The organism is Actinomadura sp. NPDC048032 (genome assembly GCF_040653175.1).
GTDB lineage: Bacteria > Actinomycetota > Actinomycetes > Streptosporangiales > Streptosporangiaceae > Spirillospora > Spirillospora verrucosospora.
In genome coordinates this window covers 19973-39447 of record NZ_JBEZJP010000018.1, presented here as the reverse complement: position 1 = coordinate 39447, position 19475 = coordinate 19973, and the positions used below count along the sequence as shown (strand labels likewise).

The window sequence follows — 19475 nt, the reverse complement described above, 5'->3', positions numbered from 1 at the left end:
GTGGTGGCGCGCCCGCCGTTCCAGAGCCGCCGGGCGGCGACGCGACCGTCGTTCACTCGTGAGAGGCGGCGGGGCGCCGCCCTGCCGCCCCGTCGCGGGCGGTGCCGATCAGGCGGCGCCCGTCGCCCGCCGCCGCGCCGCGAGCGCGATCCCGCCGCCGGCGAGGACCGTGGCGACACCCCCCGCGGCGAGCGCGGAGTCCATGCCGGTGGAGGTTCCGCCCGCGCCCGTCTCCACGCCGCCGGTCGGAATGACCCGGAGCTTGCGCAGGAACTTGACGTCGATGAACCCGTGCCGGAGCTGGACCGGGACGTTCCCGCGGATCTCGGTGAACCCCTTGGTCTTGCAGTCGGCCCACGGCTTGTCGTGGAACTTCAGGACGCCCACGACCTTCGAATGCACGTTGGGCAGTTCGTGCACGTTGAGTCCGTGCCGCGCCGTGACCAGGTACTCGCAGAGCTGGGTGTCGGTCTGCGCCTCCGCCGCCCCAGCCCCGATCACGACGAACGCCCCGGCTGCCGCCCCCGCGGCGGCCACGGCCATCGCTCTTCGCACGCTCATCCTTCTCCCCTTGATCGTTCCCCCTGGTGGGCGAGGTCGCCCACCTCGGAGGGACCGATACCCGACGAAGATCAAGAAGAGCCATGGAGACGACAAAACAATGGAGTCGCCAGATTGGCGTCCATTCACTGCAAAAGGCTTTTAGTTGGACATTTTTCTAGACGTCGCGGTCGTGCCGCCGCGCAGGAACCACGAGGCGAGGAGGCCGCCGAGCAGCCCGAAGAGGTGGCCCTGCCACGAGATGGTGGGGTCGCTCGGCAGGACGCCGAGCAGCATCGTCCCGTAGACGGCGACGACGGCGACCGCGATGGCGATGTCGGGCAGCCGCCGCTCGAAGATCCCGCGTCCCACCAGGTAGCCGAAGAACCCGAAGATCAGGATGCTGGACCCGAGGGTGTTGGCGGAGCTGAGGAACCACACCCCGAGCCCGCCGACCACGATGATGATCAGGCTGGCGGCGAGGAACCTGGCGATGCCGCGCGCCGCCGCGGCGAACCCGAGGATCAGGAACGGGACCGTGTTGGCCGTCAGGTGCCCGAAGCCGGCGTGCATGAAGGGCGCGGTGAAGATGTCCGGCAGGTCGTTCACGTCGCGCGGCTGGATCCCGAACCGGTCGAGCCAGCCGTTCGTCGTGTAGTCGAACGCCTCCAGAACCCACATCGCGGCGGTCACCGTGAGGATCAGCACCGCCGACGCCAGGGCCCGGGCGCCGTGTTTCGCCAGGCCCTCGGAACGTTGCCGGTCGGGGGTAAAGCTCATGTCAGCCACCGTAAAGTCTCTGCGTCCCTGACTCCCCCAACGGACGGGACGGGCAGAAGGTGCCGGTGGCGTTCTAGGCGGCCGACGCGTGCTCCGACTCGGAGGCGTCGCCCCGTACCACGATCACCGGCAGCGGCCGCCGCGCCGGGGCGTCGGCCGTCCGGCGCAGGTAGCGCCGCTCCTCGGGGGTCGTCCCGCCCCAGATGCCGTCGGGCTCCCCCACCCGCAGCGCCCACGCGAGGCAGTCGGCCCGCACGGGGCAGTGGGAACAGATCTCCTTGGCCGCGTCCTCCTGTGCCTGGAGCACGGGCGCGGAGTAGCCGATCGGGAAGAACAGGTCAGGATCCGCGCCGCGGCAGATGGCGTGGTCGGTCCAGTGTTCCTCGTTCTCGTTGTTGTGCATTGACTTCTCCCTGCGCGGCGATGAGACCGCCGTCCGAGCCGGGGGGTCTCCACTCAGCGTAGTACTACACACCGTAGTACTACAAGACATGGGCGAACGCTGCAACTTAGCGTCCCGATAGCCTTGAAGGCGTGCAGAGTGATCAAGAAGTGACCTTCCGCGAGGCGACGTTGGACGATCTCCCCGAGATCGTCCGGCTCCTCGCCGACGATCCCCTGGGATCAACCCGCGAAACACCGGGTGAGGAGATACCGGAGGCCTACTTCAGAGCGTTCGCCGCGATCGAGAAGGACCCCAACAACAGCCTGGTCGTCGCCGAGGTGGCGGGGGCGGTCGCCGGCACGCTCCAGCTCACCTTCATCCCCGGCCTCACCTACACCGGCTCCGAGCGCGCCCAGATCGAGGGCGTCCGCGTCGCCGCCGAGCAGCGCGGCGCCGGGCTGGGCCAGCTGATGATCACATGGGCCATCGACCGGGCCCGCGCCCGCGGCTGCCGCGTGGTGCAGCTCACCACCGACCGCCAGCGCCCCGACGCGATCCGCTTCTACCAGAAGATCGGCTTCCGCCCGTCCCACATGGGGATGAAGTACCACCTCGCCTGAGCCGCACCCGGCGGGCGCCGCCGGGTCACGGGACGAGGGCGTCCCGCCACCGGGCCGTGTCGGTGTACTGGTGCAGCCAGGAGATCCTGCCCTCGGTGACGCGCCAGAGATGCGCGAACTCCGCCTCGAACGAACGGCCCGTCGCCCTGGCCGTCCCGCGGTACCGTCCCGTCACCACGACCAGCCCGTCTCCGGTCTCGTGCCAGGTCTCGGCATGGGGAGCCGTGTCGAACTCAGCGAAGATCGCCCCCCACACCCGAGCGAGGGTCTCCTCGGGGCCCCGGAAGTCGCCGCCCGCACCGCACGGCAGCCCCGGCGCCGTGTGCGCCTCGAACTCCGGATGGAGGAGGGCGAGGATCGCCGTCCCGTCGGCCGCCTGGGTCGCGGTGTAGAAACCCCTGACGATCTCGCAAGCCGACATGGCCGCTCCTTTTTTAGAGTCTGTGTTCTAGAATGACCTCACTACTATCATCCGGGAGGCGCGCGTGGGAAGACCGGCCAAGTTCGACGAGGACCGGATCCTCGACGCGGCGCTCGCGGTGACCGCCGAGGGCGGGCCCCCCGCCGCGACCATCGCCGCCATCGCCGAGCGGCTCGGCGCCCCGTCCGGCTCGCTCTACCACCGCTTCGGGTCGCGCGACCTACTGCTCGCCACCCTGTGGACCCGCTGCGTCCGCCGCTTCCAGGACGGCTTCGTCGCGGCCCTGGACGCGGACGACGCCGAGGCGGCCGCCCTGCACACGCCCCGCTGGTGCCGCGAGCGCCCCGCCGAGGCCGCCGTGCTGCTCCTGCACCGCCGCCGCGACCTCGCCGCCGCCTGGCCCGCCGAACTCGCCGCACCCCTCGACGCCCTGAACGCCCGGGCCGCGGGCGCGCTGAGCGCGTTCGCCCGGCGCCGCGGCGTCGACCGCGAGCGCGTGGTCTTCGCCACGGTCGACGTCCCCTACGGCGCCGTCCGCCGGCACCTGCTCGACCACCGGCCCCCGCCGACGAAGGTCGACGAGCTGATCGTCACCACCTGCCGCGCGGTCCTGGTCCCGTAGGGGACGAGGAGTTTTCGGCCGTTGTTCACTTTGACGTGGAATGCTGGCTATCTGGGTGTGCACCCGATTTGTCGCCCTTCCCTGAGGAGCAGCGCGTGGCCGAGCGGCATCTGGAGATCGAGCAGAAGTACGACGCCCCGGCCGGGTTCGTCCTGCCGGAACTGGACGGGCTCGCGGGCGTGGCGTCGGTCGGGGAGCCCGAGGTCCGGGAGCTGCACGCCACCTACTTCGACACCGCGGACCTGCGCCTGGCGGCCAACCGGATCACGCTGCGCCGGCGGCGGGGCGGGCCGGACGCGGGCTGGCACCTGAAGATGCCGGCCGGGCGGGACGGGGACGGCAAGCACGAGTTCCGGGCGCCCCTCGGCCGCCCCCTGCTCGTCCCGGCGCGCCTGGCCGGGCTCGTCGCCGCGCACACCCGCGGGGCGGAGCTGCGCCCCGTCGCGACCCTGGAGACCCGCCGGACGGTCGTGCGCCTGCTCGGCACGGACGGCGAGGCCCTCGCGGAGGTCGCCGACGACCTGGTGACCGGGCGCGGGCGGGAGGCCGACCCCGAGCGCTGGCGGGAGATCGAGGTCGAGCTCGGCACCGGGACGCCGGAGCTGCTGAAGGCCGCGGGCAAGCGCCTGCGCAAGGCAGGCGCGAAGAGGTCCAAGTCGGCGTCCAAGCTCGCGCGGCTGCTCGGGGACGGCGTCGCGCCGTCGGAGGCGGCGCGGCAGCGGGCCGCGGCCCGGTCGCGGATCACGGAGGCGACCAGCAACGGAAAGGCCCCCTCGATCACGACGGGGGAGGTCGTGCTGGCCTATCTCGCCGAGCAGGTCGAGTCGATCCTGCGGTTCGACCCCGGAGCGCGGCTGGGCGAGGACGACGCCGTCCACCGCATGCGCGTGGCCGTGCGCAGGACGAGGAGCGTCCTGCGCAGCTACCGGCCCGTCCTGGACGCGGAGCGGACCGCGCCGCTCGGGCCCGAGCTGCGGTGGGTCGCGCAGGCCCTCGGCGAGGTCCGCGACCTGGAGGTGCTCCGGGCCCGCTTCGCGGACGCGCCGCCCTTCCTGCAGGACGACCTGGAGCGGCACGAGCGGGCCGCGTACCGGCACCTCAACGCCGCCCTGAGGGACGCGCGGTACTTCGCGCTGCTCGACGGGCTCGACAGGCTGATCGCCGACCCGCCGCTGGCGGCCGTGGCCGGCAAGAAGGCCCGCAAGGAGCTCCCCGCGCTCGTCACGCGGGCCTGGGACCGGATGGCCGGGGACTACGCGTCGATCAAGACGTCCGCCGACCCCGACCTCGCCCGCCACGAGACGCGCAAGGCGGCCAAGCGCGCCCGGTACGCGGCCGAGCTGGCGGTTCCCGTGCTGGGCGCGGCGGCCAAGCGGGTGGTCAAGGACACCAAGCGCATCCAGGAGGTCCTCGGCGCCCACCAGGACGCCGTGATCGCGATGGAGCACCTGGAACGGGCCGCCGCCCGCGCCCGCACGACCGCGGACGCCTTCGCGGTCGGCGTCCTCTACGGCGGGGAGCGGGCGGAGGCGGAGAAGGCCCGCGACCTCCTGGCGACCACCTGGTCACGGACGCTGGGCCCCTCGTTCTGACGGGCCGGCGTCCGCGCCGTCCCCGTTCCCCCGAGTCCACGTCTGCCCTAGTCCACGATGCAGCCGGCGCTCAGATTGGCGATCACTCCCGTCATCGTCCGGGCGCGGTCCGAGGCGGCGAACGCCGCGTACTCGGCCACATCCTCGGGCGTCGGCAGGCGCCCGAGCAGCGTCCCCCGCGCGGCGCCGGCGAGCCACTCGTCCGTGGTCGCGCCCGCGCGGCCGGCCATCTCCTCGAAGGCCCCGGTCACATGGGAGGCGCCGACCGACGCGGGGATCGCGTGGGGCCGGATGCAGACCACGCGCACCCCGTCGGGGCCGAGCTCGCCCGCCAGGATGCGGGAGAACGCCTCGACCGCGGCCGACGAGACGCCGTTGCCCAGGAAGCCGCGTCCCGTCAGGCGGGCGCCGGGGGTGGACATCGTGAGGACGACGCCCGAGCCCTGCTCCGCGAGGTGCGGAGCGGCGGCCTTCACGGTGGCGAACAGCGTGCGCAGGTACCCGTCGATCGGGGCCATGAACCGGTCGAGGTCGAGCTCCGCGAGCGGCGGCCCCTGCACGTGCGGGACGCCGACCGCGTTGACCAGGATGTCGAGGCGTCCGGCCCGCCCGGTCACCTCGTCCAGGTGCCGGCGCACGGCGTCCTCGTCCGCGGCGTCGACCAGGGCGGCCTCCGCCCGGCCGCCTCCGGCGGTGACGTCCCCCACCACGCGGTCCAGGGGGTCGCGGGTGCGTCCGGCGACGTGCACCCGGGCGCCTTCACGCGCGAAGGCACGCGCGATCGCTCCGCCGACGGTGCCTCCGCCGCCGTAGACGACGGCGACTTTCTTGTCCAAGGTGGTCACGGTTCAGTCCTCGTCTCGTGCGGGTTCGTCTCGTGTGCGGGTGTCGCCGAGCTCGCGCAGGACGTCCGACCATCCGGCACGGTGCGAGGTCCGGGCCTCCTCGTCCGGAAGCCCGACCTGATGGATCTCCACCACGGTCGCGCCGGGCGAGGGCCGGAAGGTGACCGTCACCACCGAGTCCCGGTGCCGGGTCGCGGGTGAGGACCAGGTGAACACCAGCCGCCGGGGCCGGTCGATCACCCGGTAGGTGCCGGAGTGCAGGATGGACGACTCGTCGTCGACCATGACGATGCGGAACGTTCCACCCTCGCGCGGGTCCGTTTCGGCCCGGGTCTCCCTGATGCCGGACGGTCTGAGCCACGAGCCGAGGCTCCGCGCGTCCAGCCAGGCGTCGAAGAGGACCTCGGGAGAGGCGGCGATCTCCCGCTGGACGGTCACCGAGTACGCGTTCGTCACGACGCCCCCTCCGCGGTGTCACGGCCGGTGTCACGGTCAGCGTCACGGCCGGTGTCACGGGCGGCCGCTTCGCGGTCGGCGACGAAGGCTTCGAGCGAGGCGAGCTGCTCGCTCCAGAACGCGCGGTAGTGCTCGATCCACGCTGCCGCCTCGGCGAGCGGCGCCGCGTTCAGGCTCAGGAAGTGCTCCCGCCCCCGCACGTTCCGCCGTACCAGCCCCGCCCCTTCGAGCGTCCGGATGTGCTTGGACGTGGAGTTCAGGGAGATCGGGAATGCTCCCGCGACGTCCGTCACCCGGGCGTCCGACTCGGCGAGCCGGGCCAGGATGGCGCGGCGGGTGGGGTCGGAGACCGCCGAGAAGACCGAATCGAGCAGGTCAGCAGAATATTCACCCATAAGGGTGAATGTACGGGTCGGCCCTACGCGACCGCAACCCGCGCGTTCGTCAGGCCCCCGCCGTCCGGGGCGTGTGGCGTTCGAGGGCGGCCAGCGCGCCGTCGGCGAGATGGGCGGTCCAGAACTCGGCCTTGTCGAGCTTCGTGTCGTCCGGGACCTTCTCGCCCAGCTTCCGGCAGAGGCCGGCGACGAGCTCGGAGACGATCTCGCCGTGCGTGCTCACCAGCGCGGGAGCGCCCGCCATGGACAGCAGCCGCTCCACGGCCTGGTCCGGATTGGTCTCGCCGACCGTGAACGCCGCCTCCGTCTCGACGGGCACGCGGACGCGCCGCGCGTAGGGCAGGACGGTCTCCAGGCACCGGGCGGTGGCCGAGCTGACGGTCCGCATGGGCCCGTAGGAGCGCAGCAGCCCGGCGAGGCCGGACGCCTCGGCGCGGCCGGCCTCGTCCAGCGGGCGCAGCTCGTCTGCCTCCCGCCACGCCTTCTTCTCCCCCGCGCGCGCGTGCCGCAGGATGACCAGCGGCGCGGTGGCGAGCGGGCCTCCCAGGAACTCGTGGAGCAGGTCGACGTCGTGCCGGTAGCTGAGCCGGTCCTCGGCCTCCTCCGCCGGCAGCCAGACCAGCTCGTCCACCTCGTCGTTCGGGGCGAACGCGCTCACCGCGACCGGGCGGGCGGCCCAGTACTCGACCCGCTTGGTCTGCTCACCGAGCGGATAGGTGACGGTCGAGAGGCGCCGCCCGAGGCGGGGGACGACGCCGGTCTCCTCCTCGACCTCGCGGACGGCGGCGCGCAGCACGTGCTCGCCCGGGTCGACCTTGCCCTTCGGGAACGACCAGTCGTCGTGACGGGGCCGGTGGATCAGCGCGAACTCCGGGCCGTCGCGCCACAGCAGCGCCCCCGCGGCCCTGATGGTCTCAGGCATCGATCGTCCTCCACCGGCGGCTCTTCACCAGGTGGGTCTGGATGTCCCGCAGGGTCTCGCCGGGACGGGCCTGGTTGCGCGTCCAGGTGCCCTCCGCGTCGAGCGTCCAGGCGTGGGTGTCCTCGGCCATGGCCCGGTCCATCAGCGCGAGCAGGTCGTCGCGCTGGGCCCGGTCGTTGACGGTGACGAGGGCCTCGACGCGGCGGTCCAGGTTGCGGTGCATCAGGTCGGCGCTGCCGAGCCACACCTCGGGTTCGCCGCCGTTCTCGAACGCGAACACGCGGGAGTGCTCCAGGAAGCGGCCGAGGACGCTGCGCACCCGGATCATGTCCGACAGGCCGGGCACGCCGGGACGCAGCGCGCAGATGCCGCGGACCCAGACGTCCACCGGGACCCCGGCCCGGGACGCCCGGTAGAGCGCGTCGATGATGACCTCGTCCACCAGCGCGTTGCACTTGATCCGGACGCGGGCGGGGTGCCCGGCACGCCGGTTGTCGATCTCGTGCTCGATCCGCTGGACGAGCCCGGAGCGCAGGCTGTTCGGCGCGACGAGCAGCCGGTGGTAGGAGCTCTGCCGCGAGTAGCCGGTGAGGTGGTTGAACAGGGCGCTGACGTCCTCGCCGACCTCGGGGTCGGCGGTGAGCAGCCCGAAGTCCTCGTACAGGCGCGCGGTCTTCGGGTGGTAGTTGCCGGTGCCGATGTGGCAGTAGCGGCGCAGGTGGCCCTCGGACTCCTGCCGGACGATCAGCGCGAGCTTGCAGTGCGTCTTCAGCCCGACGAACCCGTAGACGACATGGCAGCCGGCGGTCTCCAGCTTGCGCGCCCAGGCGATGTTGGCGCGCTCGTCGAACCGGGCCTTCAGCTCGACGACGACCACGACCTGCTTGCCGGCCTCGGCGGCGCTCATCAGCGCGTCCACGATCGGCGAGTCGCCGCTCGTCCGGTACAGGGTCTGCTTGATCGCCAGGACGCGCGGGTCGGACGCGGCGTCCTCGATCAGCCGCTGGACGGTGGTGGTGAACGAGTCGTAGGGGTGGTGGACGAGCACGTCGCGCTCACGGATGGCGCTGAAGATGCTCACGTCCTCCGGCAGCGCCTCCTTCGACGGGACGAAAGGGGGGTACTTCAGCTCCGGCCGGTCGAGGTCGGCGATGGCGGCGAGGCCGCCGAGGTCGAGCGGCCCGACCACGCGGTAGATCTGGCCCTCGTCCACCCCCAGCTCGGAGGTGAGCAGGTCCAGCACCCCCTCGGAGATCGACTCCTCGACCTCCAGCCGGACGACGGGGCCGAACCGGCGGCGCAGCAGCTCGCGTTCGAGCGCCTGCAGCAGGCCCTCGCTGATGTCGTCGTCGATCTCCAGGTCCTGGTTGCGGGTGACCCGGAACGCGTGGTGCTCGACGACCTCCATCCCGACGAACAGCTGCCCGAGGTGGGCCGCGATGACGTCCTCCAGCGGCGTGAACCGGTCGGGGGACGCCTCGATGAAGCGCGGCAGCAGCGGGGGCACCTTCACCCGGGCGAACATCGTGGCGTCGGTCTCCGGGTCGCGGACGATCACCGCGAGGTTCAGCGACAGGCCCGAGATGTAGGGGAACGGGTGCGCGGAGTCGACGACGAGCGGGGTGAGCACGGGGTAGATCCGGTCGCGGAAGAGCCGCCGCAGCCGCTCCTGCTCGGTCTCGGCCAGCTCGTCCCAGCGCAGGAGCTCGATGCCCTCCTCGCCGAGCGCGGGCAGGATCTCCTTGCGGAAGCACGACGCGTGCCGCTGCATCAGCTCGTGCGCGACCACGCCGGTGCGCGCCAGCACCTCGCGGGGCTGGCGGCCGCTGGCGGACTGGACGGCCAGGCCCGTCGCCATCCGGCGGGCGAGCCCGGCGACGCGGACCATGAAGAACTCGTCCAGGTTGCTGGAGAAGATCGACAGGAAGCGGACGCGTTCGAGCAGCGGCAGCCCCGGGTCCTCGGCGAGCTCCAGGACGCGCTGGTTGAACCTCAGCCAGCTCTCCTCGCGGTCGAGGAAGCGGTCGTCGGGCAGCGCCTCGGATTGCGGAGGGACATGTCCTGGATTGACGGTCATGCCAGAATTTTCCCCGATCTAGGTTAACGAAAGTCGAACGTGCGGGTTCCACCGAGGTATCCGATAGGTCGATCATTCCCGCGGTTCCCGCAGATCACTCCGTCCCGGCCGTCGCCGCCGAACGTGGCCGGGGGGTTGCAACGACCTGGCCACCAGGAGACCTTCACTGCGCGCCCCCGCGTGGGTAGAACGAAGACCGTGACTCCTCACGAGGCTTCGCCGCCCACGGTGTTCTGGCCGCGCTGCACCGCCGTCGACGGCTGCACCGGCCGGGCCGCGGGCGACCTGGGCGGCTGCCCCGCCCACCTGCGTCCCCGCGAGTTCGAGCGGTTCACGGGCGCGCTGCGCCCCGGAGCCGATCTCGACCTGCGCGGCGTCACCGTCCCGCCGTGGCTGCTGGACGGGGTCCTGGACGCCGTCACCGGGCCCGACGGGCGGCCCCACCTCGGCCGCGCCCGGTTCGACGGGGCCGTGCTCCCGGCGGACGTGGGAATGCGCGGCCTGTGCGTGGAGGGCGACAGCTCGTTCGACGGCGCCCGCTTCCTCGGCGGCGCGTCGTTCTACGACGCGCGGTTCTTCGGCAACGTCTCGTTCCGGGGGGCGCGCTTCGGGCGCAACGCGTCCTTCCACGAGGCCCGGTTCCACCGGCACGCCTCCTTCGAGGAGGCGGTGTTCACCGGCGACGCCCTCTTCGGCGAGACGCGGTGGCACGCCGACGCCGCCTTCCGCGGCGCGGTGCTCATGGGCGCGGCCTGCTTCGACCGCGCCCGGTTCGGGCGGGACGCGGCGATGCAGGGGGCCTGCTTCCGCGGCGACGTGTCGTTCCGGCGCGTCCAGGTGGCGCGCCATGCCCGCTTCGAGCGGGCGCGGTTCCGGCACGGCGCCTGGCTCGGGCCGCTGGCGGCCGGCGGCCGGATCGCGCTGTCGGACGCGACCGTGCACGGCGGGCTGCGGGTGCACGCGGCGGCGCGGCAGGTCATCGCCCGCGGCGCGATCGTCCACGGGGAGGCCGACTTCCGGCTCCGGCACGCCGAACTCGACCTGGAGGACGCGGTGTTCGAGGGCCCGGCCGCCGTCCGGGCGCTGGCGCACCCGATCCAGGGGCTCCCCGAGCCGCCCGCCGAGGCCGGCCCCTCCGGCGTCCGGCTCCTCTCGCTGCGCCGCGCCGACGCGACCCGGCTGCTGCTCGCCGACATCGACCTCAGCGGCTGCGGCTTCCTCGGGCTGCGGCGGCCGGACGCGTTGCGGATCTCGGGCGACTGCGCGTTCGCGACGGCGCCCGGCCGGCGCCGGCTGCGGCCGTGGCGCCGCCGCGACCGGGCCGTCCTCGCCGAGGACCTCGCCGGCGGCGCCGGCCGCGACGACCGGCTGCGCACGCTGTACCAGGAGCTGGCACGCGCCACCGCCGACTCCGACCGCGACCGCCTCGCCCGCGACTTCCGCTACAGCGCGCTGGAGATGCGGCGGCACGGCGAGCGCGACCCGTGGCGCCGCGCCGGCCTGCACCTTCTCTGGATCACCTGCGGATACGGCCTGCGCGCGGGACGCGCCGTGGCCTGGCTCGCGGTCATCGTCGCGCTGCTGTGCTGCGGCGCGTCACTCGTCCGCCACGACGACCGGACGCGGCACGACGACCGGACGGGCGGCGTCCGCGCCGCGCACATGGGCGCCCGCCACACATAAGCGCCCCCCGAGGTTCGCTAAAGGCGGGGGTTGTTTTGTCAGACCCACGCGTAATGATTGTTGTTATGAGCAGAGACACCCATCCGGGGGTGCAGTGCCCGCACTGCCAATCCCATCTCGCGCTCGTCCCCGTGACTGGAAACCCCGTGTCCGGAAACTCCGCCGCCGCACCCGTCCCCGTCCTGCCGATCGTGGCGAAGGAGGAATGGCAGCCTCCCCCCGTCGCCGAGGTGCTCGCCGTTTACGCCGGGCGCGCCAAGGACACCGTGACCGCGGCCCGCGGCGCCGCCAAGGTCCGCGAAAGCCTGAACCGCGCCAAGGCGGCCGCCGCGGGCCGCAAAGCCGCACAGAAAACCGCGCGCCGCACTCCCAGAAGCGCGTGATCACAACCCGGCCACTAACGCCGGGAAGGGACGGCACCGCGCCGGCACCGTCCCTTCCCCAATGACGTCAGCGCGGCTGGGAATCGGTCCATTCCGCGCCGATCAAGGCGGTCGAGTTCATCGTCCGCCCCGCCGGGACGCTCGCCCCGGCCGCCGGCGCCACCATGACGTTCATGCTGGCCAGCGCGGCGCCCGAGGCCAGATCAATGATCATTTCTTGCCTGATCACGCCCTGCCGCGTCTTCTCGTCCAGCGCGATGGCGTTCCCCGTCCGCCCCTGCGGATCGGTGACCTTCCCGAGCGACCGCACCGCCGGGAGCCCCGCCAGCATCCGGAACGCGGCCGCCCGCACCGCCGGCTTCACCGGCATCTCCATCACCAGGCCGCGCGCCACCGTGTAGAGCCACAGGTCCGACGCCATCGGCCGGTTCGACTCGGTGTCGTGGCCCTTGTACCAGCGCAGCAGCTCGGCCTTGAGCCGCTTCGGGTCGGACGGAAGCGCCCGCAGGTCCTTCATGGTCACGTTCCGGCCCAGCCAGAACACCTTGTCGCCGTCGACCAGCGCGGAGCCGCTGAAGCTGCGCGGACCGGGCGCGGTCTTCGCCGTGAACCCCTTCAGGCGGCCGTTGACGCCCGGAGCCACCGGAACCTGGACCTTGAAGGTCCCGGGCGACCCCGCGCGCCGCCAGGCCTCCTCGTCCGCCTTGGTCGCGGGCTTGGCCCCCAGCTCCTGCGCCGCGGCCCACGCCTTGCCGCCCGGCCTGCTCGGCGTCCAGCTCTCCGCCCTGCTCCTGACCGTGACGGCGTAACCGCCGCCGCCCTCGCCGACCGTGTACGTGGCGGACGACACCGTCACCTGGTGCCAGAAGGCCCGCATCGTCTCGGTCTGCCCGTCCGCCTTCTCGGCCGCCGCGAGCAGGACGGTCCTCGCGTCGAGCACCCGCTCGCCGCCTCCGCCCGTCCCGGCCGGCTCCGTCCCGCCCCCGCCGGGAGCGACGATCACCGCCGCCGCGGCGACGGCCCCCGCCGCGACCGCCCCGGCCAGCCCCAGTCCCCACACCGGCCGCACTCGCCGCCGCGCGGGCGCGGCGCCCCCGGCCTCCGGAAGCGGCGCCGCCATGGCCCGCGCCAGCTCGGCCCGGCGCACGCCCTCGTCCATCGGCGCACCCGGGTCCATCTCCTCAGGCCTGGCATCCCGCAACACCCGCATCACATCCTTCATGCCGTCTCTCCCTTGATGACTCCGACCTGCGACCGTGCCCCCTGCGCCGCCGCGCCCCCCGGCCCCGGTCCGGGGTCGGTCCGGGCGGGCGGCCTGGGCGGGTCCGGGCGGGCGGACGCGATCCGGGCGTCCGGCTGCTCGTCCTCGGCCGCGCGGACCAGGCGGCGGCGCGCGCGGTGCAGGCGCACCCGCAGCGCCGCCGGCGAGCAGCCGACGACCCGGGCGGCCTCGCGCGGCGTCAGGCCCTGCCAGGCGATGAGGATCAGGATCTCCCTGTCCCCCTCCGGCAGCGACGCCATCGCGCGCAGCACCGCGAGCCGCTCGGCCACGTCCTCGGCGACGTCGCCGGTCCGGCGCGGCGCCCACCGCCCGAGCTCGGCCGCGAACGACTCGCGGCGCACCCGCGCGCGGTGCCCGTCGCGCAGCACGTTCCGGGCGACGCCGAGCAGCCACGGCAGCGCCGGGTCCGGGACGTCGGCCAGCCGCCGCCACGCCACGGCGAAGGTCTCGCTCACCACCTCGTCCGCGACCTGGCCGCCGGCGCGGGCGGCGGCGTAGGCCCACACGCGCTGGCGGCACTCGTCGTAGATCGCGGTGAAGCGCTGTTCATCGGGGGCCTCGTCTGCCACCGCGTGCTCCTCCGTCCGTCCGTTCAGGTCATGTCACGGGGTAGTGGCGCGGGACGCGGCATCGTTACCGAAAGGACAGCGGGTTCCGCCGGAGGAGCGCCGTTCGGCCGTTCCGCGTGCCCCTGCGGCCCCCGATGCCTCTAACATTTGCTCGATGACAAGGGCCTCCCACCTGACATCCACCCGGCCTCGCCGGACAGAAGGAGCTGAGACATGGCCGCGATGCCCAGTCGCGGTGCGGAGCGGCTCCTCGGTGTCGCCGGTTCCCCGCACCTCCTTCTCGTCGAGGACGATCCCGGCGACGCGTTCCTGTTCGAGGAGCTGCTGACCGAGGCGCAGCCCGGCCTGCGGATCACCGTCGCGGCGACGCTCGCCGAGGCCCTCGACGCGCTGCGGCCCGACATCCAGTGCGTCATCGTCGACCTCTCCCTCCCGGACGCGCGGGGCCTCGACGCCCTCCACCAGGTGCGCGAGCACGCGCCGGGCACCGCCGTGCTCGTGCTGACCGGGCTCGCCGACGCGCACGTCGGCGTCGCCGCCGTCGCCGCCGGCGCCCAGGACTACCTCGTCAAGCAGGACGCGGACGGCGCGCTGCTCACCCGGGCGATCAGCTACGCGATCGAGCGCAAGCGCGCCGACGAGTCCGAGCGGCAGCTCGTCGAGGCGCGGGCGCTCAGCAGGGAGAACGCCCGGCTGGAGCGCGGCCTGCTGCCGGTGCCGATCCTGCACGACCGGGCGCTGCGGCACCACACCCGCTACCGGCCGGGACGCGACCGCGCGCTGCTCGGCGGCGACTTCCACGACACCGTGGAGACCGCCGACGGCGCCGTCCACGCCGTGATCGGCGACGTGAGCGGGCACGGCGCCGACGAGGCGTCCCTCGGCGTCCGGCTCCGCATGGCGTGGCGGACGCTCGTGCTCGCCGGGAACACCGGCTCCCGCCTCCTCGACACCCTTGACGCCGTCCTGCAGCACGAGCGGTGGAGCGACGAGATCTTCACGACCGTCTGCATGGTGACGATCGCGCCCGACCGGCGCAGCGCCCGGCTGCACCGGGCCGGGCATCCGTGCCCGCTGTTCTTCTCGCCGGACGGCGTGGAGGCCGTCCCGGACGAGCCGCGGGGCCCGGCGCTCGGGCTGCTCCCGGGCGCCCGGTGGCCCGCCGCCGACCTGGAGCTCGGCGACGAGTGGGGACTGCTGCTCTACACCGACGGGCTGATCGAGGGGTCCGCCGGCGAGGAAGGCGGGCACCTCGACATGGACGGCCTGCTGCGGCTCGCCAGGGCCGCGCACGAGGAGGGGAGGCGCGGCGACGTGCTCGTCGACGGACTCATCGCGGAGGCCGAACGGCTGAACGGGGACGTCCTCGCCGACGACCTCGCCCTGCTGATGCTGAGCCGGGGGGACGACCGGTGACCGGCGAGACGTCCGCCGGGACGGGCGAGGCCGCCGAGCCCGCCGGGACGGCGCGAGCCGCCGGACCGGGCGCCGTGCTGTCCGGGGCGCAGATCCCCGAGGGGCAGGGGATGGGCCGGGTCCGGCTCGTCCAGATCTACCGGATCGGCTCCGCCGTCCTCGGCACCCTCCTGCTGGCCGCGTTCGTGCAGACCGGCATGGCGATGTACGGGAACGAGCAGGCCCGCGACGTCCTGATCGAGCGCGTCGACCCGGCGACGCTGGAGCAGTTCCGGCTCTCCACGGCCGTCACGGCGCAGGACATCGCCATCCGCGCGTACGCCGAGGAGGGCGGGCGCGAGCACGTCGAGCAGTACCGGGCCGCCGTGCGCCAGGAGGCGGCGTCCGCCGCCCGCATGCGCCGCCTCCTCGCCGGGGTGCCCGGGCACGGGGACGTCGACCGGCTCCTCGCCAAGGCGACCGCCGACTCGCGTGCCTGGCGGGCCGGGTTCGCCGACCGGGTCGCGGCCGGGCCCGGCGGCCAGGGCATCGACCGCGGCGAGAGCCGGCTGGCGAGCCGCCTGCTCGTGCAGGCGCGCGGCGACATGACGCCGCTCCAGTCCGGCATCACCACGCTGCACGACCGGGCCGCCGCGAAACTGAACTCGCGCGCGAGGACCGCCCAGTGGTCCACGTTCGCCGCGCTCGCCATGGTCGTCGTCGCCGCGCTGCTGCTCGCCGTACTGTTCCGCCGGACCGTTCTGACGCCGGTGTCGACCCTGACCGGCCGCGTCCGCGCCGTCTCGGAGGGCGACTTCGGGCACCGCCTCGACGTCCCCGGCCCGGCGGAGATCAACGAGCTGGCCGCGATCATCGACGCGATGCGCGCCCGGATCATCGAGGAGTGGCGCACCAGCGAGGACAAGTCCCGCCGGCTCGACGAGCAGACCGAGGAGCTGCGCCGCTCCAACGCCGAGCTGGAGCAGTTCGCCTACGTCGCGAGCCACGACCTGCAGGAGCCGCTGCGCAAGGTCGCGAGCTTCTGCCAGATGCTCGAACGCCGGTACGGGGACCAGCTCGACGACCGCGGGAAGCAGTACATCGCGTTCGCCGTCGACGGCGCCAAGCGCATGCAGGCACTGATCAACGACCTGCTGAGCTTCTCGCGCGTCGGGCGGATGTCGCGGCCCGAGGACTCCGTCGACCTCGACGACGTCGTCCGGCAGGCGCTGGACAACCTCTCCACCCTGCGCGAGGAGACCGGCGCCGAGGTGGAGGTCGCGGAGCTGCCCGACGTGCCCGGCGATCGCACCCAGCTGGTCCAGCTCTTCCAGAACCTGGTCGGCAACGCGATCAAGTTCCGCCGGGAGGGCGTGCCGCCGCGCGTCACCGTCAGCGTCCGCCGCGCCGGGGACGAGTGGGAGTTCGCCTGCGCCGACAACGGCATCGGCATCGACCCCCGCTACGCCGACCGGATCTTCCTCATCTTCCAGCGGCTGCACTCGCGCGAGGAGTACACCGGCACGGGCATCGGCCTGGCGCTGTGCAAGAAGATCGTCGAGTACCACGGCGGGCGCATCTGGCTCGACACCGGCGAGCCCGCCGAGCCGGGCGCGGAGCCCACCCCCGGCACTACGTTCCGGTGGACGCTGCCCGCCCAGCCGTCGACCGCCGCGGGGGACGACGCCGAAGATCCGGACGACTGAGCGTCCCGGGCGGCCTGGGCCGGACCCGGTGAAGGCCGCCCGGCGTCACCCGTTCCCGGCGCCCTTGCCGGCGCCCGGGTCCCGGCCCGTCCAGTCAACGCACACGATCACCGCGTCGTCGGACGGCTGGGCGCCCTCGTGGAAGCCGACGTAGTGGCGGACCATGGTCCGGACGGCCTCGGGCGGGTCCTGCAACCGGGTGGCGCGCATCGCCTGGAGCAGCCCCGCGTCCCCGTACACGACCCCGGCGGGCGACCGGGCGGCGTGCACGCCGTCGCTGACGATGACCAGACGGTCGCCCGGCTCGACGGCGAACTCCTGGGGCACGTAGCGGGTGTCGCCGAACATCCCGAGCGGCATCTGCGGCTCGAACCCGAGCCGGTCCGTGGCGCCGCCCCGCAGCCGGGTGATCCTCGGCGAGCCCGCGTCGATGGCCCGGACCCGGCCGTCGGAGAGGTCGAACTCCAGGAGGAGCGCGTCCACGAGCCGCTCGCCCCGGTGCCGTCCGAACAGCGCCTCGTCGGCGAGCTCGGCCTGCTCCACGATGTCGCCGCCGGACCGGCGCGCGTTGCGCAGCGCGCTGATCGCCAGATGGGTGAGCTCCGCCGACTCGGTGCCCGACCCCATCCCGTTGCTGACGGTCAGGGTGAACCGCTCGCCGGACGTGGCCCAGTCGAACGCGTCGCCCCACACCGCGTAGGCGGGTTCGAGCTGGCCCGCGAAGCTGAGCTCGGACGCCTGGTAGGCGGGCGCGGGCAGCATGTCCCACTGCATCTCGGCGGCCAGCGTCAGCCGCGTCCGCCGGCGCAGGCGCCGGTACATGTCGGTGGCCTGGTCGGCGATCTTGAGGGCGCGGGCGAGCACGCCGGCGAAGTCGTCCAGCCAGAGCGGACCGCCGTCCGGAAGCCGCACCGACAGGATCCCGATCCGCTCCCCCTTCACGGTCAGCGGCAGGTGGGCGAGCCCCTCCCCGTCGTCCCGGACGGTCCGCTGCGACGCGAACGCCCGGCCCGGCGGCGTGTTGTCCACGGAGACGTCGTCACCGGCGAAGACCGTCGGGACGAGGAACATCTGCCGGTAGTCGACCATCAGGACCTCGGTGTCCGCGCACCCGTGCCGGCCGAGGACGTCGGCCGCGACGGCGATCACCTCGTTCGGCGGAGCCGCCCAGATCGCCTTCCTGGCCGCCTCGAATGGCCCGTTCTCCGCGCGTGCACCGTGCATCTCGATCCTCAGCCCCTCGCCGCACGGTCCCGGCGGCCGGCGGACCCGCAGGTCCCGGGATGCCGTGGGCGACGTCGTGTGTAACAGTGGAGGGCATGGTGGCCACGTCGGGTGAGGACGCCGCGGATCTCGCGGCTGCGCTCGACGATGCGGCCTCCACCCTGCTGAACGTATGGTCGCGCGCCCACAATGCCCCGGATGTCCCTATTCCGTCCACGCAACTGCGCGCGCTGTTCGTCCTGGAGCGGGGGCCCGTCAACATCAGCAGGCTGGCGGGCGAGCTCGGCGCCCTGGTGTCGTCGGCGAGCCGGCTGTGCGACCGGCTGGAGGCCGCCGGCCTGCTCACGCGCGACCCCGGCCGCGACCGGCGCCAGGTCACCGTCCGGCTGAGCGGAGACGGGCAGGAGCTGCTCGACCGGCTCCGGCTGCGGCGGCGCGAGAGCCTCACCCGCGTGCTGGCCGAGATGCCGGCGGCCGCGCAGGCCGCCCTGCTGTGGGGTCTCACCGAGTTCCACGAGGCGGCCACCCGCCCGGACGACGACGGCGGTTCCCTCTCCATGCTCGCGTGAACCGTCCATGGATTCCGTTTTCCCCGAAAAGTCGTGACCCTCCGCAAAGCGCCTTCCAAATAGAGCATTATCTACATTTACAACGGCCGCCCCGGGAGCCTTTTTCGCCATTCTCGATACGGCCGCCTTCACCACTACTAACATCCCCGCTCATGGCGACCATACGTGCCCCTCGGCATTCCCTGCGCGCCGTCACCGCGGGCGGGATCACCGCTGCCCTGCTCCTTTCCGCCGGCGGCTGCGGCGGCTCCTCCTCCGGGCACAGCACGGCGTCGGCCGGGACCGGGAGCGGTAGCACCGCCCCCGCCAACGCCCCCGCCAACGCCCCCGAGGCCACGACCTACAAGACCCTCTCCGGCGCCCCGGCGGACACCACGCCCGACGGCGCCACCGACGGCCTCGTCGTCCACCCCACCAGCCCGGCGCCCGTGTTCGACCGCCCGGCCGGCCACCGCTTCGCCACCCTCCCCACCACCGAACTCGGCGGCCCCACCTGGGTGCCCGTGGTGGAGACCTCGGGCGACTGGCGGAGGGTGCTCCTGCCGAGCCGTCCCAACGGGGCGACCGGGTGGATTCCCGGCACCGCGCTGAAGACCGCGCACACGCCGTACACCGTCCACGTCGACCTCGCCCGCAGGCGGCTCGTCCTGGAGAAGTCCGCGCGGCCCGTGGGCCGCTGGCCGGTCGCGGTCGGCGACGCGAAGACACCGACGCCGACCGGCCGGACGTTCGTCATGGCGACGCTCGCCCCGGCCGAGAAGACGCCGAGCCCCATCGTCCTGCCGCTCGGTACCCACTCGGCGACCCTCGACACCTTCGGCGGCGGTCCCGGCACCGTCGCACTCCACGGCTGGCCCGACGCCTCGGTGTTCGGCAAGGCCGTCACGCACGGCTGCGTGCGCGTACCCGCCGACGCGCTGAAGGCGCTGTCCCGGGTGCCGCTCGGTTCCCTGGTGTTCATCTCGGCCTGACCGGCCGGCACCACCCCCAGCTCTCACAGAGAATCGGA

General features: G+C 73.4%; 21 protein-coding genes. 9 read left to right on the top strand and 12 right to left on the bottom strand.

The window, feature by feature from the left end:
• Positions 1-108 precede the first annotated feature (108 nt).
• The 3 genes from AB0C69_RS04790 to AB0C69_RS04780 all read right to left on the bottom strand — a co-directional run bounded on the left by AB0C69_RS04790 (position 109) and on the right by AB0C69_RS04780 (position 1723).
• Positions 109-561: a hypothetical protein gene (locus AB0C69_RS04790; RefSeq protein ID WP_360349814.1), complete on the bottom strand. Its 453-nt coding sequence runs from the start codon at positions 559-561 to the stop codon at positions 109-111.
• A gap of 141 nt (positions 562-702) precedes the next feature.
• On the bottom strand, positions 703-1320 hold the full coding sequence (locus AB0C69_RS04785; RefSeq protein ID WP_360349811.1) for a rhomboid family intramembrane serine protease: 618 nt from the start codon (positions 1318-1320) through the stop codon (positions 703-705).
• A 73-nt stretch (positions 1321-1393) separates the two neighbouring features.
• Complete coding sequence (locus AB0C69_RS04780) at positions 1394-1723, bottom strand: WhiB family transcriptional regulator (RefSeq protein WP_345171147.1); 330 nt, start codon at positions 1721-1723, stop codon at positions 1394-1396.
• A gap of 149 nt (positions 1724-1872) precedes the next feature.
• Between AB0C69_RS04780 and AB0C69_RS04775 the strand changes: the two genes are divergently transcribed.
• Complete coding sequence (locus tag AB0C69_RS04775; protein ID WP_360349817.1) at positions 1873-2325, top strand: GNAT family N-acetyltransferase; 453 nt, start codon at positions 1873-1875, stop codon at positions 2323-2325.
• Between the two features lie 25 nt (positions 2326-2350).
• On the opposite strand, the gene AB0C69_RS04770 is transcribed toward AB0C69_RS04775, so the two are convergent.
• The gene (locus tag AB0C69_RS04770) at positions 2351-2746 is read right to left on the bottom strand and encodes a nuclear transport factor 2 family protein (RefSeq protein WP_360349807.1); all 396 of its coding nucleotides are present in this window, start codon (positions 2744-2746) and stop codon (positions 2351-2353) included.
• A 64-nt stretch (positions 2747-2810) separates the two neighbouring features.
• On the opposite strand from AB0C69_RS04770, the gene AB0C69_RS04765 reads away from it, so the two are divergent.
• Both AB0C69_RS04765 and AB0C69_RS04760 read left to right on the top strand, forming a co-directional pair.
• The gene (locus tag AB0C69_RS04765) at positions 2811-3368 is read left to right on the top strand and encodes a TetR/AcrR family transcriptional regulator (RefSeq protein ID WP_360349804.1); all 558 of its coding nucleotides are present in this window, start codon (positions 2811-2813) and stop codon (positions 3366-3368) included.
• Between the two features lie 95 nt (positions 3369-3463).
• Positions 3464-4960: a CYTH and CHAD domain-containing protein gene (locus tag AB0C69_RS04760; protein ID WP_360349801.1), complete on the top strand. Its 1497-nt coding sequence runs from the start codon at positions 3464-3466 to the stop codon at positions 4958-4960.
• A 47-nt stretch (positions 4961-5007) separates the two neighbouring features.
• Here AB0C69_RS04760 and AB0C69_RS04755 read toward each other — a convergent pair whose 3' ends face one another.
• The 5 genes from AB0C69_RS04755 to AB0C69_RS04735 are packed head-to-tail and all read right to left on the bottom strand — an operon-like array spanning position 5008 to position 9655.
• A complete protein-coding gene (locus AB0C69_RS04755; RefSeq protein ID WP_360349798.1) occupies positions 5008-5805 on the bottom strand; it encodes an SDR family oxidoreductase in 798 nt (265 codons plus the stop codon).
• A gap of 3 nt (positions 5806-5808) precedes the next feature.
• Entirely contained in the window at positions 5809-6261 is a 453-nt protein-coding gene (locus AB0C69_RS04750; protein ID WP_360349795.1) for an SRPBCC domain-containing protein, read from the bottom strand.
• A complete protein-coding gene (locus AB0C69_RS04745) occupies positions 6258-6656 on the bottom strand; it encodes a metalloregulator ArsR/SmtB family transcription factor (RefSeq protein ID WP_360349792.1) in 399 nt (132 codons plus the stop codon). Before AB0C69_RS04745 ends, AB0C69_RS04750 begins: the two co-directional genes overlap by 4 nt.
• A 49-nt stretch (positions 6657-6705) precedes the next feature.
• Positions 6706-7578 carry an NUDIX domain-containing protein gene (locus AB0C69_RS04740; RefSeq protein ID WP_360349789.1) on the bottom strand — a complete coding sequence of 291 codons (873 nt, stop codon included), beginning with the start codon at positions 7576-7578 and terminating at the stop codon, positions 6706-6708.
• Positions 7571-9655: an RNA degradosome polyphosphate kinase gene (locus AB0C69_RS04735; protein WP_360349786.1), complete on the bottom strand. Its 2085-nt coding sequence runs from the start codon at positions 9653-9655 to the stop codon at positions 7571-7573. The genes AB0C69_RS04740 and AB0C69_RS04735 overlap by 8 nt, the downstream gene beginning before the upstream one ends.
• 198 nt (positions 9656-9853) lie before the next feature.
• Between AB0C69_RS04735 and AB0C69_RS04730 the strand changes: the two genes are divergently transcribed.
• Together AB0C69_RS04730 and AB0C69_RS04725 are read left to right on the top strand one after the other, a co-directional pair.
• The gene (locus tag AB0C69_RS04730) at positions 9854-11338 is read left to right on the top strand and encodes a pentapeptide repeat-containing protein (protein ID WP_360349783.1); all 1485 of its coding nucleotides are present in this window, start codon (positions 9854-9856) and stop codon (positions 11336-11338) included.
• Positions 11339-11484: 146 nt separating this feature from the next.
• Positions 11485-11721: a hypothetical protein gene (locus tag AB0C69_RS04725; RefSeq protein ID WP_258944924.1), complete on the top strand. Its 237-nt coding sequence runs from the start codon at positions 11485-11487 to the stop codon at positions 11719-11721.
• Between the two features lie 67 nt (positions 11722-11788).
• Here the strand turns inward: AB0C69_RS04725 and AB0C69_RS04720 are convergent, their stop codons facing one another.
• On the bottom strand, positions 11789-12943 hold the full coding sequence (locus tag AB0C69_RS04720) for a CU044_5270 family protein (RefSeq protein ID WP_360349778.1): 1155 nt from the start codon (positions 12941-12943) through the stop codon (positions 11789-11791).
• The gene (locus AB0C69_RS04715; protein WP_360349775.1) at positions 12940-13572 is read right to left on the bottom strand and encodes a sigma-70 family RNA polymerase sigma factor; all 633 of its coding nucleotides are present in this window, start codon (positions 13570-13572) and stop codon (positions 12940-12942) included. The genes AB0C69_RS04720 and AB0C69_RS04715 overlap by 4 nt, the downstream gene beginning before the upstream one ends.
• Positions 13573-13785: 213 nt before the next feature.
• On the opposite strand from AB0C69_RS04715, the gene AB0C69_RS04710 reads away from it, so the two are divergent.
• Complete coding sequence (locus tag AB0C69_RS04710) at positions 13786-14988, top strand: fused response regulator/phosphatase (RefSeq protein WP_345171171.1); 1203 nt, start codon at positions 13786-13788, stop codon at positions 14986-14988.
• A complete protein-coding gene (locus AB0C69_RS04705; protein ID WP_360349771.1) occupies positions 14985-16673 on the top strand; it encodes an ATP-binding protein in 1689 nt (562 codons plus the stop codon). Before AB0C69_RS04710 ends, AB0C69_RS04705 begins: the two co-directional genes overlap by 4 nt.
• A 45-nt stretch (positions 16674-16718) precedes the next feature.
• Here the strand turns inward: AB0C69_RS04705 and AB0C69_RS04700 are convergent, their stop codons facing one another.
• Positions 16719-17897, bottom strand: coding sequence for a PP2C family protein-serine/threonine phosphatase (locus AB0C69_RS04700; protein WP_360349768.1), 1179 nt, complete (start codon positions 17895-17897; stop codon positions 16719-16721).
• A gap of 95 nt (positions 17898-17992) precedes the next feature.
• Here AB0C69_RS04700 and AB0C69_RS04695 point away from each other — a divergent pair, with 95 nt between their 5' ends.
• On the top strand, positions 17993-18466 hold the full coding sequence (locus tag AB0C69_RS04695) for a MarR family transcriptional regulator (protein WP_345171177.1): 474 nt from the start codon (positions 17993-17995) through the stop codon (positions 18464-18466).
• Between the two features lie 152 nt (positions 18467-18618).
• Complete coding sequence (locus tag AB0C69_RS04690; RefSeq protein WP_360349765.1) at positions 18619-19437, top strand: L,D-transpeptidase; 819 nt, start codon at positions 18619-18621, stop codon at positions 19435-19437.
• Positions 19438-19475 lie beyond the last annotated feature (38 nt).

What these genes read in the sequence shown, in the direction of transcription:
- AB0C69_RS04790 (WP_360349814.1), bottom strand. Translation starts at nt 561, where the DNA reads ATGAGCGTGCGAAGAGCGATGGCCGTGGCCGCCGCGGGGGCGGCAGCC.
- AB0C69_RS04785 (WP_360349811.1), bottom strand. Translation starts at nt 1,320, where the DNA reads ATGAGCTTTACCCCCGACCGGCAACGTTCCGAGGGCCTGGCGAAACAC.
- AB0C69_RS04780 (WP_345171147.1), bottom strand. Translation starts at nt 1,723, where the DNA reads ATGCACAACAACGAGAACGAGGAACACTGGACCGACCACGCCATCTGC.
- AB0C69_RS04770 (WP_360349807.1), bottom strand. Translation starts at nt 2,746, where the DNA reads ATGTCGGCTTGCGAGATCGTCAGGGGTTTCTACACCGCGACCCAGGCG.
- AB0C69_RS04745 (WP_360349792.1), bottom strand. Translation starts at nt 6,656, where the DNA reads ATGGGTGAATATTCTGCTGACCTGCTCGATTCGGTCTTCTCGGCGGTC.
- AB0C69_RS04740 (WP_360349789.1), bottom strand. Translation starts at nt 7,578, where the DNA reads ATGCCTGAGACCATCAGGGCCGCGGGGGCGCTGCTGTGGCGCGACGGC.
- AB0C69_RS04735 (WP_360349786.1), bottom strand. Translation starts at nt 9,655, where the DNA reads ATGACCGTCAATCCAGGACATGTCCCTCCGCAATCCGAGGCGCTGCCC.
- AB0C69_RS04720 (WP_360349778.1), bottom strand. Translation starts at nt 12,943, where the DNA reads ATGAAGGATGTGATGCGGGTGTTGCGGGATGCCAGGCCTGAGGAGATG.
- AB0C69_RS04710 (WP_345171171.1), top strand. Translation starts at nt 13,786, where the DNA reads ATGGCCGCGATGCCCAGTCGCGGTGCGGAGCGGCTCCTCGGTGTCGCC.
- AB0C69_RS04700 (WP_360349768.1), bottom strand. Translation starts at nt 17,897, where the DNA reads ATGCACGGTGCACGCGCGGAGAACGGGCCATTCGAGGCGGCCAGGAAG.
- AB0C69_RS04695 (WP_345171177.1), top strand. Translation starts at nt 17,993, where the DNA reads ATGGTGGCCACGTCGGGTGAGGACGCCGCGGATCTCGCGGCTGCGCTC.
- AB0C69_RS04690 (WP_360349765.1), top strand. Translation starts at nt 18,619, where the DNA reads ATGGCGACCATACGTGCCCCTCGGCATTCCCTGCGCGCCGTCACCGCG.